Genomic DNA, 17,622 nt, shown 5'->3' on the forward strand with positions numbered 1-17,622 from the left:
AGATTAAAGCCGCGCACAACTTAAAACTTAACATTATTTCGCCCGCCCGTCCCAAACCCGCAATTCCAAGTCACCAATTACCGATTAAGCCATGCGAATTTTTAATCAGTCTCCTCCTTCAGAAACAGAAACCAAAAAGCGGATTTTACAAGCGGCTGTGCGGTTGTTTGCCCGCAGCGGATACGACGGTACGACAACTCGCGATTTAGCAGCGGCGGCAGGGGTGGCGGAGGGTACGCTATTTCGACATTTTGATAATAAAAAAGCGATTTTGATTCAAGTGGCGACGGAAGGATGGGTGGAAATACTGACAGATTTGCTGACAGAATTGAGTGAGATGGGCAGTTACAAAGCAGTGGCTCAGGTGATGCGCCGGCGGATGGTGAATATCCGCGCAAATAGCGATATGATGCGGGTCTGTTTTTTGGAAGCTCAGTTTCACCCGGATTTGCGCGATCGCATTCAGTTAGAAGTCATCGGAAAAATGAGCGTTGTGGCTGAGGCTTTTTTTGAAACGGCGATGGAAAAAGGAGTTTATCGGAAGATGAATCCGAAGATTGTCGCTCAGGTATTTTTGGGAATGTTTGCAGTAGCCGGTTTTAGTCAAAATACGATTGGGGAACCAAATGCTTCTCCGCAAGAAATGCAGGAAATGGCCGAAGGATTAGCAGATATTTTTCTGAACGGCGTTTTAGTTAAGGATTAGTCAGTAGTCAGTAGTCAGTAGTCAGTAGTCAGTAGTCATCTTGCCCGAAGAGCGAAGCCGAAGGGTGGTCATTAGTCATTGGTCATTAGTCATTAGTAGTTCGCGTCTTTTTTCCTTCTTTATTCTTCCATACATCCGTTACATTCGTTACATTCGTTACATCCGTTACATCCGTTACATCCGTGGAGCGAATCCGTTACCGAACTTCCTTCTTCTTATGAGCAAAGTTTTGGACTATTATATTCGGCCGCTAACGCAGGAAGACGAGCCTTTTCTGTGGCAAATGCTGTATGAAGCGGCGCACGTGGCAGAAGAAGGCGAATCAACGGTGGAAGCTGTTGTAAATCATCCTTTAATTGCTAAATATGTCAAGGATTGGGGACGTGCAAACGATATGGGCTTCGCAGCGATCGCCTGCAACAGCAGTCAGCCGATAGGAGCAGCCTGGCTGCGTTTATTTACAGGGGATGACAAGGGATTTGGCTGGGTAAACGATACCATCCCGGAATTGGCGATCGCGCTTCTTCCAGAATATACAAATCAGGGTATAGGAACGCAGTTGTTGGATCGTCTGTTGTCAGCAGCCAAAGCATCTTATCGCTCGGTATCGCTGAGTGTCCGAAGCTCAAATCTGGCCCTGAGTTTGTACGAGCGATCGGGATTTAAAGTAATTGAGGGAAACGAGACAATCAACCGCACGGGAGGGACATCATTGATTATGCAAATAGATTTTGATTGAGTGAATTATTCGTCGTTAAATTCGTACACTTGCTGTACCCAATTCTCCCGAATATCCTGCCATTCATCGGACAATACTTCCCAAGTTGTATTGCTTTCTAGTTCCAACAATAAACTTGATACTTCTTCCAGAGTCGATGCTGAATGACAGTCTTCTTTCCAACTTTTTCGGAGAAGTTTCCATTGACTCTGTACCGCTTCCCACTCGATTTCTGATTCCAATTCAATTAGATATTCTGCTAGCTGTGACGGTTCTACGGCTGCTTGCACTTCTCTCACCCAACTGTCGCGACGTTCTTTCCATTTTTTCGTGACTGCTTCCCAGGTAAGGTTGCTTTCAAACTCTAACAGTAACTGGTTCAGTTCTACCATATTAAATGTTTTATTGTTTGCAGTTTGTGCTATTTTATTACAAATTGTATTGATTTAGACTGTTTGTTTTTTATAAGGAGAGATGTGGCTTTTTGGGAAACGGCGATGCAAAAACAAGTTTATCGAAAGATGAATCCGAAGATTGTCGCTGAGGTATTTGTGGGAATGTTTGCAGTCCCGTGCTTCAGTCAAAATACGATGATGGAGCCGAATACTTGAGTCATTAGTCCTTGGGAAATCTTAGAGCCTGAAAACGCATATTTACAGGCTCTGAATTGTCGAAACTACTCCTTAAACTTGTGCATTTGCTGTACCCAATTGTCTCGATTATCCGACCATTCATCAGCCATAGCTTCCGAATTTGTCTGGGTTTCTAGTTCCAGCAATAAACTTGATACTTCTTGAACAATGGATGCTCCCAGACATTCTTCTACCCAACTGTTCCGACGCTCTTTCCACTGAATATCAAACGATTCCCCCTGCAAGTTGGATTCAAATTCAACTAGCAATTTTGCTAGATATGTCAGGTTAACTGATGCTGCCACATCGCTCACCCAACTTTCCCGGCGCTCTTTCCATTCTTTTGTGACTTGTTCCGATTTGACATTTCTTTCAAACTCTAAGAGTAACTGATTTAGTTCTACCATCTTAAATGTTGGATTTTTTGTAGTTTCTGCTACAATTATACCAAAATTTTCAATAAACAAAGTGTTAATTTTTTTTAAGATTGCGGTCGCAGTGAAACTACATAATAAATAACTGAATAATGAAGGATGAATTTACGTTAGATATGTTAGACTTTCCCAGCGCTTGGAATCGGGGGGAAGGCGACTGGGCGGGAATAGCGGCAACTATGAAGAGAGGAGAAACTGTAGAAGTAATTCAAGAAGTTGGTTCTACTTTGTGGCAAAACAGTTTACCAGACAATCATTCCTTGTATTGGGAAGGGGAAAATCTGTCAACTATCAAAGGGCGAATTTGGATTAGTTTCACCCAGAGAAGATTTGCACCGGAATCTACTTTACCAAAGGTTCAGTTGCACCCGCGAGTGTTGTGGGTAGGGATAGGTTGCGAAGGCGGAACGCCACGGGAATTAATCGAAACTGCGATTCAAAATGTCTGTCGGGGCGCTCATTTGGCCGAAAGTGCGATCGCAGGTATTGCTACTGTTGATACTAAAGCAGGTGAAGTCGGTTTGCTGGAACTTTGTGCTGGGCGAAACTGGCCGTTAAAAACCTTTGCTGCGGATATTTTAAATTCTGTCGAAGTTCCGAATCCTTCCAATGTGGTAGCGCAAAAGGTCGGGACTAAAAGTGTAGCAGAAGCGGCTGCACTTTGTGCGATCGCCCAAATTGTAACCGCCCGCCAACATCAAGAAACGCAGATATCCATCAGTCATCCGCGTTTATCTGCGTGTGGGGCTGTTTCCCATCCCCTCTTAGTTCCCAAAAAAATCTTTCGATCGGAAAAAAAACTAGGCTCTGTTACAGTAGCGGTTGCTGTTTGCCCGATCGACTATCTGGGATAATATCTTCCTAATCCAAAGTGCTCGGATTCACAAAACGACCAATCAACCCAGAAACAAACGACAAAACAATCGAACCAAACAAAGCAGGCCAAAAACCGTTAACTGCAAAACCAATATTGAATATACCCGCCAACCAGGAAGCCAAGGAAAGCGAAATTGCATTCACAACAAACAAAAACAAACCTAAAGTAATCACAGTCAAAGGAAGCGTCAGCAGTGTAATAATCGGCCTAACAACCGCATTCACCAATCCGATCACCACAGCAGCCACCATCGCCGCCGGAAAACTAACCACCGCAATACCTGGTACAATGTTAGCTGTAATCACCAGCGAAACTGCGGCTACTATCCAAGTTAAGAAAAAACTTAACATATCGCTTTTTTCATCTCCATCACTATTAATTGAGATTGTAACTGTTTGGTCGATCGACCAAAGTTCGGGATACACTACAAAATACCCACCTTGTGAGAATATCAGACTTATGAAACTCCGGCAACTAGCAGCATTCCTCTTAGCGCTAACTATCTTCATCCTCCCGCGGCCAGCCCTAGCTCAATCTAAATATTACGATCCGCCGCTGTCCTTTAGCAACGCCGAACTCACAAGACGCGATTTTTCCGGTCAAATGCTGCGGGCTGCTGAGTTTTCTAACGCTAATATGGACTTAACTAATTTTTCTAATGCCGATTTGCGAGGAGCAATTATGAGCGCTTCGGTGATGACTGAGGCGAATTTGCACGGCGCAAACTTAACTAATGCCATGATCGATCAAATTAAATTTACTAAGGCTGATTTAAGCGATGCCATTTTAGTGGAAACAATTTTGTTGCGTTCTACTTTTGATGGAGTTGATATCACCGGTGCTGATTTTACTGACGCAATTATGGATGGCGCACAAGTTAAAGAATTGTGCGCGAAAGCCAGCGGAATCAATTCTCAAACAGGGATTTCTACTCGCGATTCCTTGGGATGCCGCTGATACCATCTCCGGTCAATTACTGATGATTGTTTGTTGGGTGGGGGATGGTTTTTGAGATTGTTTGGGACGATTATGGTTGGTGAACTCGCCCCTAAGAAACCCTATTTTGTCGGGGCAGGTTCACCCTAAATATATAACGATTAGCAACAATTTAGATAAACCCGCCCCCACACCACCAATAATTTACTTTGCTTTTTTCTGTGAAGCCTCATAATTATCGCTCATTAACTGATTAACTTCTGGATTGTAAATCCGCAGATAGTTCCAGTAATTCTCAAACACCGATTTTACGTATCCTTTCGTTTCAGGAAACGGAATTTTTTCCGCAAAAGCATCCGGGTCGCTAAAGCTAAATCTCTTCAACCAATCTGCTACTGCATTCGGCCCGGCATTGTAACTCGCCACAGCTAACATCGAGTTATTCTTGTATTCGTCGTGAGTGTGATCCAAATACCAAGTTCCGAGTTTAATATTGTCGTCTATATTCTCCAATGAATATTTTTTGAGATTAATTTTCTCAGCAACCCAAGTTGCTGTCTCCGGCATTACTTGCATTAAACCTGTCGCGCCCACTACTGATTTAATACCAGGCATGAATCGCGATTCTTGCCGGATTAATGCTGTCACTAATAATGAATTTATTTGGCGCTCTTGAGACCATTTAACAATGGTTTCTAGGTACGGAAAAGGATATAATGCTTGCCAATAGGCCGGCTGCTGTCTGAGGGCGAGGTATTCGGTTCTATCGTCTGGTTTTTCGCGCTGCCGCAAACTCCCAATCATCCACAAACCGTCTAAGTTGTCTCCTACTCCAATTCGCATTAAACCGTCGGTAAATTGTTCGGAAATACTCGGTTCGATGCGGTCGATAAATTCTATTTGCCACAGCGTCCAAGCATCTCTATCTTGACCTAGTTGATAGAGTTCTTTTAATGCTGGAGAACCTGCGCTTGGTTCCGGGCGCTGAAGCGGCCGCACTACCTTGGGAGACAAATCTCGGACTGTGGTGAAGTCGCCTACTGGCCAGCCGAGAAGTACGGCCGACCGCCATGCAAAATATGATTCGGGATAGCGTAAAATGGTGTATTCAAATGATGTTTTTGCATCTTGGTCGCGGCCGAGTTGCTGCGCCCATTTCCCCACCCAAAATGCTGCTTCTGGTGCTTGTTCGCTGTCGGGATTGTTGGTGGTTAGTTCCCTCGCCCACTGCCAAGCTGATTTTAAATCTCCGGCTTTGGCATATTGTTGGGCGATCGCCCAACGTAACTCACTTGCTTTATCAGAATTACTGTATTTTGTCAATAGCAATTTGCGGGTATCTGAGGCGGATTTAGCGCTGTTTGCTTTGTCGAGAAGTTTGGATTTGTCTAGCAAAGCTTCGGGGGCATAATTGGGAAATTTGCCGATCGCGCGATCGAGCAAAACCATCGCATCCTTGGGTTCATTCAGTCGCGACAGCCGAATTAAACCCAAACCAGTATCTTCGGAATCGGGAAACGCCGCAATTAATTCTTGATAGGCAATTTTTGATTCTGGAATTTTGCCGTCAAGCCACAAACCGCGAGCTTTCCGGTAAAGATTTTTGGCGGTGCGGGGAGCTTTTCCGTAAGCAATTGCTCCTTTGCCGTAATCCTGTTTTTCCCAATATCCAAAGGCAATTTCTTCCCAATCTTCGGGTTTCAAACTAGCGCTGTTTTGCTGCACCAATTGTTCTAATAATGTACCGTAATCTTTGACATAATGACCGTGTTTTGCTACTAGCAGCATCAACTGCGGTTGGTTGGGATTTTCTTTTAACTTCTTCAGGGCAATTTCTATGCTACGCGGATGAGCGGGAAATTCAGTAATTGCCTGTTGCCAATATTCCGGTTTTGACTTGCCTAAAACATATAAAGCTTCCGCTGCTACTGGGTCGTTAGGATAATTTTTGAGCAGTTCTTGCCAAGCTTTTTGTGCTTTGCCTTTGTCGCCACTTAATTCGTAAGCTTGGGCGCGTTTTTGGGCAATATGAGAGGCTAAAACAGGATATTGTTGCTCTAAATTGTCCAATAATTCTAATGCTTTGGTGGCATCTCCTTGCTGGATTAAATCGCTGGCCAGCAGGTAGCGGGCGCGACTTTGAGGGGAGATTTCCTGCTGGGGGTTGGTACTTGCAGGCTGCAGGGTGGCGAGTTCAACTAATTTCGCCGATCGCTCCTGGGGTGAGAGCGAGACGAGCATCTTAACCGACGACGCTGCAGAATTCGCTGCATCTAGGGGCTGCTGAGCCTTCTGGAACGGGCCGACACCCATCAATTTTGCTGCAGCCACCAAAGAGCCGAGCACCATCACGCAAACTGAAACACTGATTAAAATAGAAAGTTGGGTTTTACGTTGCTTTAACATGGGAAAATTTCAGATAATTAAGAATAGAAAACCGATCTGTTGTCAAGAGGCCTCACAGGCATCCTGGCTGTTCCATGCCATCGCTGGCATCGAGCCCGTTCCACGCTGATATAGTACCAGAATTTATTTTGATGTGGAGCGGGGAATTTGTGCGATCGATATATTTACGCTCACCAAGGAAAAACCAAAAACCGCCCACAACAAAGTACAATCAAAAATCTCAAATCTAAACAGTAAATCAAAACATGGAATTTCTAGTCACCGATACGCCCCGTTCTGCTTGGACGGGAGATGCCCTAGCAATTGGTCTATTTGAGGACGCTTTGGAACTCACGGGCGATTTGGCACAATTAGACGAACAACTCGCAGGCACTTTAAAAGAGCTGATTCAGGAAGTAGATTTTAAGGGCAAAACCGGCACCAGCGCCATCGCCAGAGTCGGCGGCAACAATCCGATTCGCAAAATTGCGATCGTCGGTTTAGGAAAAGCCCCAGACTTAAAATTAGACACCGTGCGGCAAGCTGCAGGCGTTTGCGCCAAGTTAGCCAAAAAAGAGAAATGTAAAACCCTCGGAATTAGCTTTCCTGTCTGGAAAAACGCGCCGGACGCTACAGCAAGCGCCATCGTCGAAGGTGTAGAACTCTCCCTGCATCAAGACAACCGTTTCAAATCGGAACCAGACAATAAAACCCCGCAGGTCGAACAAATTCAGTTGCTCGGTTTTGCCGGTACCGAAAGTGCGATCGCCCGCGCCCGCCAAATCACTGCCGGAGTCATTTTAGCACGGGAATTAGTCGCAGCGCCGGCCAATTATGTCACCCCAATTACAATGGCAGAAACTGCTAAAAGTCTAGCTGCAGAATGCGGTTTAGAATTAGAAATACTGGAGCGGGAAGACTGTGAAAAACTAGGTATGGGAGCCTTTCTCGGCGTTGCCCTAGCATCGGATTTGCCGCCTAAATTCATCCATTTAACTTACAAACCCGAAGGTACACCGCGCCGCAAAATAGCAATTGTCGGCAAAGGATTGACCTTTGATTCCGGCGGTTTGAACATCAAACCAACCGGTAGCGGCATTGAAATGATGAAAGTAGACATGGGCGGCGCGGCAGCTACCCTGGGAGCGGCAAAGGCGATCGGACACATCAAACCAGATGTCGAAGTTCACTTTATCAGCGCCGTCACCGAAAACATGATTAGCGGTCGCGCCATGCGCCCTGGAGACATCCTCACAGCTTCCAACGGCAAAACAATTGAAGTCAACAATACCGACGCAGAAGGGCGTTTAACCCTGGCTGACGCTTTGGTATTTGCTGATAAATTGGGACTTGATGCAATTGTCGATTTAGCAACTCTGACAGGCGCTTGCGTAATTGCATTGGGCGAAGATATCGCCGGTTTGTGGAGTCCTCAAGATAGCGTCGCCGCCGAAATAGTCGCCGCCTCAGAATTGGCAGGCGAAAAGTTTTGGCGAATGCCGATGGAAGAGAAGTATTTTGATGGTTTAAAAGCATTGCACGCTGACATGAAAAACACAGGTCCCCGTCCCGGTGGTTCGATTACAGCGGCGCTCTTTTTGAAGCAGTTTGTCAAGGATACTCCTTGGGCGCATTTAGATATTGCCGGCCCGGTTTGGATCGAGAAAGAAAACGGCTACAACGGCCCCGGAGCTACAGGTTTTGGAGTTCGGACTTTGGTGCATTGGGTGCTTGGAGGCGCTTAATTAATTGTGGATTATTAATAAGCGCAAAAATTGAGATTTGCGCTGCCTTAAAAGTCCGCTAATTGGGAGCATTTCCGGCTGGGGAAAAAGCATTTTTCCTGAAAATTGCTGTCGGGAGCATCTGGTGTTTTGCATTGAGAGTGCGATCGTCCCTGCTCGCAATTACAATACGCCAGCGGGGACGATCGCACGCTCAATAAAAAAATGCTTTTTGCAAAACACCAGATGCTTCCAGTGCTGTCGGGAACTCTGGTGCTTTACAAAGCACGCGAGCGAGGAATATTGTCTACTGTTTGTTGTTTTCTGTTTGCTGTTGAAGTGCAGGGGCGAGAAACCCGGTTTCTACACAATTTACGTTTGATAGCGAGAAATATACGACGAAGAAACCCGGTTTCTGAATTCAGCGCGCATCAGCCAACTAAGTTTTTAGCTCGCAGTATGAAAACCTTGATTTTCATGCAGGCCTATCCTGTGCCTCAAGCGCCCCGAAACCATGATTATACGGTGGGATGTCCAAAAACTCTCTGAAGTGTTGTTTCACACCAACTCAAAAAAGTATATAATTATCTCAATATTTCACTCCCAGAAATCAAATAATTGTATTTGAGCAGATTTGCATTGGTACAGATAAATTTTCTTGAACTTTATGCAAGAACAATTAACAATTTTTTTTTCCACACTTCCTGTATCTTCCGCAGTTGGCTGTGACGCGCTGCGGGAGTTGCGACTGTACGCTGTTTTTGACTCGCTGACGGCTCTGGCTTATTGCTCTGTGGGGCTATCTTTAGTCTATTTTACCCGCCAAGGTTATCGCAGCAAGATTGGACGGCTGTTTGCTGTTGGTCTTTTGTCCTGCGGCGCTGCTCAATTGATGCAAGTTTGGATGCTTTGGCATTCTATTTATTGGTTGTCTGTAACTCTCAAAGCTGCCACTGCTCTAATTTTTTTATTGTTAACCGCAGCGACGATCGCTCTGATGCCGAAAGCACTGACTCAATTAACCTTAAATAAAACAAAAAACCTTCAAAAAATGCTGTTCAAACAAGTAGAAGAAAATCACGAAAACCCAGATATCCATACAGGAGAATTTGCCAAACAATCGATCGCGCTGGCCGATCCCGAAACCATTGTCAATTCGCTTAACGAACAGTTAGAAAAAGAAATTGCCGATCGCCACCGGGTTGAGGAAAAGTGGCAGTTGGCTCAATTTGCGATCGACCGATCGGCAGATGCGGTATTCTGGATCGGAGCGGACGGTAAATTTGTATACGTCAACGACGCTGCTTGCTCTTCCTTGGGATATTCTGCCGAAGAATTGCTCGACCTAACTATACACGACATCAATCCCGATTTTCCAGAAACTGCTTGGAGTTTGCACTGGAAAGTCTTAAAAAGGTGCGGTTCTGTTAATATTGAAGTTCATCACCTCACTAAGTACGGTCGCATTTTTCCGGTGGAAATTACGATCGACCATTTGGAATTTAACGGTAAAGAATATCAGTGCGCCTTTGCTCGCGACATTAGCGAACGCAAGCGGATTGAGGAAGCTTTGCGGGAAAGGGAAGAAGAATTTAGATCCTTAGTTTCTAACATTCCCGGCGCAGTTTATCGTTGTAGTGCGGCAGGGCGATCGAGCCTAACGTTTATCAGCAGCGGCATAGAAGCTATTTCTGGCTACCCCGCAGCTAACTTTATGATTCAACCGGTGCAGGCTTTTCCTAGTATAGTTCATCCCGATGATGCGGAGGCGATCGAGCAATCTATCGATCGCGCGATTCAGACAAAGCAACCTTACGCGATCGAATATCGCCTGATTCACAGCGACGGAAATGTGCGGTGGGTTGCAGAAAAAGGTCAAGCTATTTTCCACACAGACGGTCAAATGTTATCCCTCAACGGCGCTATTTTTGACATCACAGAGCGCAAAGCAGCCGAGGACGCTTTGCGGCTGTCCGAGGCGATCGCCAACAACAGAGCGCAGCAGCTAGAAATCGCTCTCAAAGAACTCCGAGAAACCCAATCTCACCTAATTCATACCGAAAAAATGTCAAATCTCGGTCAAATGGTAGCGGGAGTGGCTCACGAAATCAACAACCCAGTCAGTTTTATCTACGGCAATATTTCCTACGCCACCCAATACATGAAAGACTTGTTGCAGCTTGTGGAACTTTATCAAACACATTATCCTGAGCCAAGGGTAGAAGTTCAAGAATATATTGAAAACATTGATTTAGAATTTTTGAGAGAAGATTTATTAAAAATATTATCTTCAATGAAAATGGGTTCAGATCGAATACGCGAAATAGTTATGAGTTTGCGAAACTTCTCGCGTTTAGACGACTCGGCAAAGAAGCCGGCCAACATTCACGAAGGTATAGACAACACGCTCATAATTTTGCATAACAAACTGCGAGCCCGAGCCGAATATCCAGAAATCACAATAATTAAAGATTACGGTGAATTACCATTAGTTGAATGTTATTCAGGTCAGCTAAATCAGGTATTTATGAATCTGGCGAGCAACAGTATTGACGCGCTAGAAGATGCTTGCAACCAAAAAAGGCGCTCCTATCCGAGGGCTTCGCTAACGGGCGACAGCGACTGGACACCAACTATTCGTATTCGCACCGAAGCCCTTAACGAAAATAGTATTTGCATCAAAATTGCCGATAATGCGCTCGGCATGACAGAAGACGTTCGCAGCCAATTGTTTGACCCGTTTTTCACCACAAAACCCCTAGGAAAAGGCACAGGTTTAGGGTTATCCATCAGCTACCGAATTATTGTTGAAAAACACGGCGGAACCTTGACCTGTAGTTCAGTTTTGGGTGAGGGGACGGAATTTGCGATCGAACTTCCTTTGTGAATTAGTCCGACGGAAGTATCAAGACTTTTGCCGAAGTTATCTGTCACTATAAAGCGGGCGGTATAACTATTGAGAAAGGAGAATTTGCTGGAGTAGGAAGTGATATCAAGTTTGGTTGCACCGTCAGGTGATTGTTGACTGTTGACTGTTAACTGTTAACTGTTGACTGTTGACTGTTCACATCATGTATGAGTGCTACCGGAAGTGATATGATTTACCAAAAACCCCGCTTTGATAATTCCGAGTTTACGCTTGTTTTAACTCGCCTATCGGCAATTTAATCACCCATTTATATCGTTTCCGGTTGCATCGGAATAGCAAATTCGAGTTCATTGTTGACGGTTGACGGTTGACGGTTGACGGTTGACAGTGAACAGTCAACATCATGTATGAGTGTTACCGGAAATGATATTATTCCCATCTCCGGGAGTAGAAAAATACCGCGCCGCTCAACATGGAAGTGAAATCGTAAATTCTGTACCTCGACCTAAAGTTGAGTTCACTTCTAGCATACCGCCGTGTTTTTCAACTACAATCTGCCGCGCGATCGCCAAACCCAATCCCGTGCCTTTCCCCACGCCTTTGGTTGTAAATAAGTGGTCAAAAATATTCGCTTTTACCTCATCTGCTATCCCTTGCCCGTTGTCAGAAATGCGAATCGTCACCCACTCCTTAGACTTCATTTCTGTCCGAATCGTGATGCAATTGGCTTGGGCTTTAATCTTCTCAAAACTCCGTTCCCGATTTGATTCTTCCAGTGCATCAATGGCATTCGCCAATATATTCATAAACACCTGATTTAATTGTCCGGGGAAGCACTCAACTGATGGCAAGTTCCCGTACTCTTTCACAACTTCAATCGCTGGACGCTGTTCGTTGGCTTTCAATCGGTGTTTGAGAATCAAAATCGTACTGTTAATTCCGTCATGAATATTGAAAGGAATTTTGTAATCTTTGTCCGCGCGGGAAAAGGTACGGAGACTGGTGCTGATACCTTTGATGCGATCGCACCCGACTTGCATAGAATTCAACATTTTGGGTAAATCTTCTAAGAGATATTCAATGTCGATCTCTTCTGCTTTTTCTGCGATTTCGTCACCCGGACTGGAAAATTTTTCTTGGTAGAGTTGCAGGTATTCTGTAATATCTTTGACGGCGGCGATCGCTTCATGAATATTACCAGAAATAAAACCCACTGGATTATTAATTTCATGGGCTACCCCCGCTACTAAATTGCCCAAGGCGGACATTTTTTCGCTTTGTACTAATTGCAGTTGAGATTGTTCCACCTGGTAGGCATAGTCCTGGGCTTGCTGATACAGTCGCGCATTTTCTAGGGAAATGGCAGCCTGAGTGCAGAGGAAGTTGAGCACGAGGAGGCGATCGCAAGTAAACACTCCTTTTGTCGATCGATGTTCGAGATAAAGTATGCCAACTAAATTCCCCCGATCGAGAATCGGAGTACATAGCATACTCTGAGACTGATACTGGAGCGTACAGTCATTCATTAAACCCGGAATATCGGTTTTGCCGCCTTCAATAACCACAGTTTGCAGGGTATGTTTGACATAATAAACCAGCTTGAGCGGAATCACCGCCGAGCCATCTAGAGGTTGGGTTTGCAGTAGGGTTGTGGGTGGCTGGTTATCTAGATTGATGTGAGTTATTGCCCGGATTTGCCATTCATCCTGATGGGGCAGTAGCAAAGCACAAGTTTCGGCTCCAGAAGTTTTCAAAATAATTTGATTGAGGGTGTCGAGTAATTCATCAAGCTGAATTTTACTGGATAAAGCTTGAGCCGCTTGCACAATCGAGGCGAAATCAAGGGCATCGAAAATACTGGTGCTGCTGGTACTGGAAGTATACGAAGAGTGGCTAATCGTTGCCAGCGTCTCTAGAGGATTAAAGCGAAGTTTTGGCTGATTTAGAATAGGTTTAAGTAATGGGGGATAGCGTTGTTCTAGGTCTTCAACTTTAGCTTTAGCACCCCAACGGGCATAACAGTAATACGCTTCCTGCATATAGCTGGCGGCGACTTTTTCTTTGCCCCATTCCCAGTAGAATTTGGCTGCGTGTTCGTTGGCTAATGCTTCTTCTTGGATATAACCGTTTTCTTGGGCTCCTTGAATTGCAAGGTCGTAGCACTCAATTGCCTCTTTGTATTGATCGAGAACGCGGTAGCGTTCGGCTTCCACCAGTTGCCACTTGTGCAAGTGATTCATCGGGGCATGAGAGGCCCATTGCTGTAACTTTGCTTGATTTTCCTGCACTCGTTGCCATTGAGCGTCCCACTCAGTATTCGATTTTGAAAGTATCGCCAGTGCCATTAAAGCATCGTAGAAGTAAAAGACAGGTTCGAGAATTGTTCCCATACATCCTGTCAGATGTTGTCTGGTTCGATCCGCATCCTTTTGTGCCTTAACAATGTCTCCCAGCCAGAAGTTCAATACGAATCTGTGGTGGTAAAAGATACACAACCGAAACACATCTTTGGATGCTTGCACCTGAGAAACCAATTCTTCCTCATAAGAATCTTTCCGTAAAGTAACTTCATCGTCGGATTGACCTAACAAGATAAGAGCCGTCTCCCAGTAAATTAAATAATGCTTGGCTGTTGTAACTATGTTGAGTTCTTGCAACTGCTGGTGATAAGCGCAAATTTTGGGTTCGAGTTCATTTAGAGGTTGACCAGACCAGAAGGCATTTAAGGAAAACATTTGTACGAGGTATACAATGAATTCCAGATCGCCCACTTCCAATCCGGCTTGATAGCCCTCCTGAAAAATCGGTAATGTTTCTCTTAGATGAGCGGTGCAATGATGAACGTATCCCCCAAATACATTAAAGGTTGCAGCTCTATTATTTTTAGCATACGGCTCTCTGGCAAGCTGGTAAGCTAGTTGCCCAAACTGCTGAGTCTGTGACATTTCTTGCCACAGCATATTGAGTAGGAATGCGTAGCTAACATAGCTAATCGGAGAAAAGAGACTATTGCCAAATTGAATTGAAAGCTTGACCTGTAGTGCAACTACTAAGGGATAAAGCGGCGAACCTGTCAGGTAACACGAAGGCAGAATGCTATCAGCAATCTGCATAATGGCAAGCTTTTGAGCATCCCTCATCTTCGGCAGATGAATCAACTCCTCAATCGAGCGATCGCCGATTAATGCGTTGATTTCCTGTCTCGCCTGCAGAATATCGTCAGTCGTTGGGCTATCAGGCAGGCTGACTCCTAGCAATTGAAGGACAGATTTACCTGTCGAGAGTGCCGCTAAAAATTCATTGCGGGAGTTCAATGACTGAATTTTTATTTGATAGATTTGCATCCGATCTAAGGGAGTTTTAGTATGGTGCAGCGTCGCTTCAATCGTTCGCTCCATTCCCTCAAAATCACCACACAACCAGGCAACCTCGGCAGCTAATTCGTGCAGGGATAGGGTGATTTCGTACTGCCGTTCCCAAGCGTCTGTTCCCAGCAGTTGCAGCCCCACTGTGACATATTCGCGGGTTGCTTGATAGGCAGTTGCCGATCGGGCTTTGCGGCAAGCAATGAGGTTGAGTTGTGCTAAGTCGTCTCGTTCTGTTTGTTCTACAACCAGCGTCGTTCCGTAATTTAATTGATTGACTAATTCAAAAATGCGTTCTTCTCTAGCTTCTGGTGAAATCTGTTGCAGCAGCAGTTGCCCGATTTGATAATGGGCGATCGCGCGATCGCTTTCTGGAATCAAAGAATAAGCAGCTTGCTGGACGCGATCGTGCAAGAAACGATAAGCAACCGTTTGAGAATTAGCTTCTGAAATATTTTCTTCTACTCCTAGATAAAATTTATAAACCTCACTCTGGGGTAAAACCAAACCTTCCTGTAAACTTTTCCACAATGCGGTTGCTGCTTCCGTCTCGGAAACTTGCGAAACAATTGCTAATGTTGTCAGATCGAACTGATTGCCAATGCAAGCAGCTAACTTCAAAACAGACTGAGTTTCAAATGGCAATTTCTGCAACTGCTGCGCCATGAATTCAACCACATCATCGGTGAGCGCTGCGTCTCTAACTTTACTAATATCGCACTGCCAATAGCCAGCTTTGAGATCGAAAGTAATGAATTTATCTTGATGTAATACCTTGAGAAACTGCGTCGAAAAAAATGGGTTTCCTTTTGTCTTCCGCGCCACTAATTCCGTCAGCGGTTCCGCCAATTTAGGCAAACAAGTTAGCGTATCTGCCACCAATTGATTCAAACTGGTTCGATCGAGCGGTGCAAGTGTGATGGTATTGACAGTTGCCCCTGCTTTAGTGACTTCATCCAGGGTTAATATCAGAGGATGAGCGGGGGAAACTTCATTGTCTCGATAGGCTCCAATTAGTAGCAAGTGACTGGACTGCGATTCCCCTACGAGCAACTGCATCAACTTTAACGAGGCCGAATCTACCCACTGCAAATCATCCAGAAACATCACTAAGGGATGCTCTTTTGTGGTAAAGACAGAGATGAATTTTTGGAATAGTAAATTGAAGAGATTTTGAGCGGCAATCCCCGACAATTCTGGGGCTGTGGGTTGTTGTCCGATCATCCATTCCAGTTCGGGAATTACTTCAATAATAATTTGTCCATTGTCACCGAGGGCTGCTAAAATTTTGGTTTTCCATGATTGGAGTTGGAGCTCGCTTTCACTGAGCAATTGTGTCATTAAATCGCGGAATGCTTGCACAAATGCCGAAAAGGGAATATTGCGATTGAACTGGTCAAATTTACCTTTAATGAAATAGCCGTGCTGTCGGACAATGGGTTTGTGAACTTCATTGACCACAACAGTTTTTCCTATGCCGGAAAAGCCTGCAACGAGCATCATTTCGCTGTTACCTTGTGCTACTCGTTCAAAGGCTGCTAAAAGTTGCTGTATTTCTCGTTCTCGACCATAAAGATTTTCGGGAATTAGAAAGCGATCGCATACATCCCGCGTTCCTAAATCAAAAGTCTCAATATTCCCAGTTTCTTGCCACTGCTGCAAACATCGTTCTAAGTCATTCTTCAAGCCCAAGGCACTTTGATAGCGCTTTTCGGCATTTTTTGCCATCAACTTCATCACAATATCCGACACTACCTGTGGGATTTCTTGGCTGTTAATTGAAGGAGGTTTTTTGGCAATATGGCAGTGAACCAACTCCATCGGATCGTTACATTCAAATGGCAGTTTTCCTGTTAGCAGTTCGTAAAATGTAGCTCCCAGAGAATAAAAGTCGGTGCGGTAGTCGATGCCTCGGTTCATTCGTCCGGTTTGTTCGGGAGAAATATAGGCGAGGGTTCCTTCTAAAACGTTGGGATTTTGAATTTCTTGAGTTTCTTTCGGCAGTAGGGAGGCGATGCTAAAGTCAATCAGTTTGACTTGTTTAGTTTCGGGATGAATCAGAACGTTAGCTGGCTTAATATCTTTGTGAATGACTCTGTTTCGGTACAGTCCGTCAAGAATGTCAGTTATTTGAATGGCAATTTCCAAGATTTCTGCTAGAGTCAGCTTCCGTTCTTGGGCGTAGTCTCGCAGGGAAATGCCGCCAAAATCCTCCATCACGAGGGCATAGCTGTGGCGATAGGATTCCAAATTGTAGGGTTCAACGACTCCCGGCAGACGTAGATTTTTGGCGATGGTATACTGGTTGCGGAATTGCAGCAGTTCGCTAAAGCTGGGATAGTCTCGATTTAATAGTTTAATGACAACCGGAAGCCGATCTGTTTCTCGAATGGCTCGATAAACTAGGGTTCTCGAACCGCAGTATAATTGCTCAACCAGATGATATCCAGAAATTCGGTTTGTCAAATCCACTGCGGTACTCCTCTGGATTACTCCATCTCAGACGACATTGACTCTTATCACTAAGTATACACTTTTATCGATCTAGTCTGAGGAAAATAAAACTGCGAAATCCCCAGCCTACAAACTCTACCGCTTTTATGCTTTTTAACTTTTGAATAAAAAGATGGCGCTCTATCAAGATAGTCTGAGGGAGTATCTCTGTCGGAAAGCAGCTAAGCTAGAAATTGGAGTTTTGAGGCAGGAAACAGTAGACAGGAGGAAAGAGCAAGAAAGAAGGAGTCAAAAAAAGTGTTTTTATAAATATGAGATGCTCCCGGATAGCAGGAGACAGGAGATAGGAGACAGGAGGAAAGAGGAATAAAGAAGGAGTCAAAAGAAGTGTTTTTATAAATATGAGATGCTCCCAGACAAATCCCCCCTAGCCCCCCGAATCAAGGTGCGGACAAGAAGTTGCTCTTTCGTCCCCCGACAATCATGCAGATGCGAGGGATCTCTCCGGGAATTAACAGCTTA

General features: G+C 44.8%; 12 protein-coding genes. 7 read left to right on the forward strand and 5 right to left on the reverse strand.

Annotation, left to right across the window (positions count from 1 at the left end):
- Positions 1 to 91 precede the first annotated feature (91 nt).
- Together AACV78_RS16645 and AACV78_RS16650 are read left to right on the forward strand one after the other, a co-directional pair.
- Entirely contained in the window at positions 92 to 706 is a 615-nt protein-coding gene (locus AACV78_RS16645; RefSeq protein ID WP_194010129.1) for a TetR/AcrR family transcriptional regulator, read from the forward strand.
- 217 nt (positions 707 to 923) lie between these two features.
- A complete protein-coding gene (locus AACV78_RS16650) occupies positions 924 to 1,445 on the forward strand; it encodes a GNAT family N-acetyltransferase (RefSeq protein WP_194010130.1) in 522 nt (173 codons plus the stop codon).
- 5 nt (positions 1,446 to 1,450) lie between these two features.
- On the opposite strand, the gene AACV78_RS16655 is transcribed toward AACV78_RS16650, so the two are convergent.
- Positions 1,451 to 1,816: a hypothetical protein gene (locus AACV78_RS16655; protein ID WP_194010131.1), complete on the reverse strand. Its 366-nt coding sequence runs from the start codon at positions 1,814 to 1,816 to the stop codon at positions 1,451 to 1,453.
- Between the two features lie 84 nt (positions 1,817 to 1,900).
- On the opposite strand from AACV78_RS16655, the gene AACV78_RS16660 reads away from it, so the two are divergent.
- Positions 1,901 to 2,035 carry a hypothetical protein gene (locus AACV78_RS16660; RefSeq protein ID WP_339383688.1) on the forward strand — a complete coding sequence of 45 codons (135 nt, stop codon included), beginning with the start codon at positions 1,901 to 1,903 and terminating at the stop codon, positions 2,033 to 2,035.
- 65 nt (positions 2,036 to 2,100) lie between these two features.
- Here AACV78_RS16660 and AACV78_RS16665 read toward each other — a convergent pair whose 3' ends face one another.
- On the reverse strand, positions 2,101 to 2,463 hold the full coding sequence (locus AACV78_RS16665; protein ID WP_194010132.1) for a hypothetical protein: 363 nt from the start codon (positions 2,461 to 2,463) through the stop codon (positions 2,101 to 2,103).
- Positions 2,464 to 2,582: 119 nt separating this feature from the next.
- Here AACV78_RS16665 and AACV78_RS16670 point away from each other — a divergent pair, with 119 nt between their 5' ends.
- A complete protein-coding gene (locus AACV78_RS16670; RefSeq protein WP_194010133.1) occupies positions 2,583 to 3,344 on the forward strand; it encodes a cobalamin biosynthesis protein in 762 nt (253 codons plus the stop codon).
- A 7-nt stretch (positions 3,345 to 3,351) separates the two neighbouring features.
- On the opposite strand, the gene AACV78_RS16675 is transcribed toward AACV78_RS16670, so the two are convergent.
- Complete coding sequence (locus AACV78_RS16675; RefSeq protein WP_194010144.1) at positions 3,352 to 3,717, reverse strand: phage holin family protein; 366 nt, start codon at positions 3,715 to 3,717, stop codon at positions 3,352 to 3,354.
- A gap of 109 nt (positions 3,718 to 3,826) precedes the next feature.
- Here AACV78_RS16675 and AACV78_RS16680 point away from each other — a divergent pair, with 109 nt between their 5' ends.
- The gene (locus AACV78_RS16680; RefSeq protein ID WP_194010134.1) at positions 3,827 to 4,324 is read left to right on the forward strand and encodes a pentapeptide repeat-containing protein; all 498 of its coding nucleotides are present in this window, start codon (positions 3,827 to 3,829) and stop codon (positions 4,322 to 4,324) included.
- 183 nt (positions 4,325 to 4,507) lie between these two features.
- On the opposite strand, the gene AACV78_RS16685 is transcribed toward AACV78_RS16680, so the two are convergent.
- A complete protein-coding gene (locus AACV78_RS16685; protein WP_194010135.1) occupies positions 4,508 to 6,709 on the reverse strand; it encodes a lytic transglycosylase domain-containing protein in 2,202 nt (733 codons plus the stop codon).
- Positions 6,710 to 6,954: 245 nt separating this feature from the next.
- Here AACV78_RS16685 and AACV78_RS16690 point away from each other — a divergent pair, with 245 nt between their 5' ends.
- Positions 6,955 to 8,433, forward strand: a complete 1,479-nt coding sequence (locus AACV78_RS16690; protein ID WP_194010136.1) for a leucyl aminopeptidase — start codon at positions 6,955 to 6,957, stop codon at positions 8,431 to 8,433.
- A gap of 646 nt (positions 8,434 to 9,079) precedes the next feature.
- Positions 9,080 to 11,299 carry a PAS domain-containing sensor histidine kinase gene (locus AACV78_RS16695; protein ID WP_194010137.1) on the forward strand — a complete coding sequence of 740 codons (2,220 nt, stop codon included), beginning with the start codon at positions 9,080 to 9,082 and terminating at the stop codon, positions 11,297 to 11,299.
- Between the two features lie 449 nt (positions 11,300 to 11,748).
- Here AACV78_RS16695 and AACV78_RS16700 read toward each other — a convergent pair whose 3' ends face one another.
- Complete coding sequence (locus AACV78_RS16700) at positions 11,749 to 17,118, reverse strand: AAA family ATPase (RefSeq protein ID WP_194010138.1); 5,370 nt, start codon at positions 17,116 to 17,118, stop codon at positions 11,749 to 11,751.
- Positions 17,119 to 17,622 lie beyond the last annotated feature (504 nt).

Origin of the sequence: Tychonema sp. LEGE 07196, from assembly GCF_963890365.1 — a bacterium.
GTDB lineage: Bacteria > Cyanobacteriota > Cyanobacteriia > Cyanobacteriales > Microcoleaceae > Microcoleus.

What these genes read in the sequence shown, in the direction of transcription:
- AACV78_RS16665 (WP_194010132.1), bottom strand. Translation starts at nt 2,463, where the DNA reads ATGGTAGAACTAAATCAGTTACTCTTAGAGTTTGAAAGAAATGTCAAA.
- AACV78_RS16680 (WP_194010134.1), top strand. Translation starts at nt 3,827, where the DNA reads ATGAAACTCCGGCAACTAGCAGCATTCCTCTTAGCGCTAACTATCTTC.
- AACV78_RS16645 (WP_194010129.1), top strand. Translation starts at nt 92, where the DNA reads ATGCGAATTTTTAATCAGTCTCCTCCTTCAGAAACAGAAACCAAAAAG.
- AACV78_RS16675 (WP_194010144.1), bottom strand. Translation starts at nt 3,717, where the DNA reads ATGTTAAGTTTTTTCTTAACTTGGATAGTAGCCGCAGTTTCGCTGGTG.
- AACV78_RS16670 (WP_194010133.1), top strand. Translation starts at nt 2,583, where the DNA reads ATGAAGGATGAATTTACGTTAGATATGTTAGACTTTCCCAGCGCTTGG.
- AACV78_RS16695 (WP_194010137.1), top strand. Translation starts at nt 9,080, where the DNA reads ATGCAAGAACAATTAACAATTTTTTTTTCCACACTTCCTGTATCTTCC.
- AACV78_RS16655 (WP_194010131.1), bottom strand. Translation starts at nt 1,816, where the DNA reads ATGGTAGAACTGAACCAGTTACTGTTAGAGTTTGAAAGCAACCTTACC.
- AACV78_RS16650 (WP_194010130.1), top strand. Translation starts at nt 924, where the DNA reads ATGAGCAAAGTTTTGGACTATTATATTCGGCCGCTAACGCAGGAAGAC.
- AACV78_RS16690 (WP_194010136.1), top strand. Translation starts at nt 6,955, where the DNA reads ATGGAATTTCTAGTCACCGATACGCCCCGTTCTGCTTGGACGGGAGAT.
- AACV78_RS16685 (WP_194010135.1), bottom strand. Translation starts at nt 6,709, where the DNA reads ATGTTAAAGCAACGTAAAACCCAACTTTCTATTTTAATCAGTGTTTCA.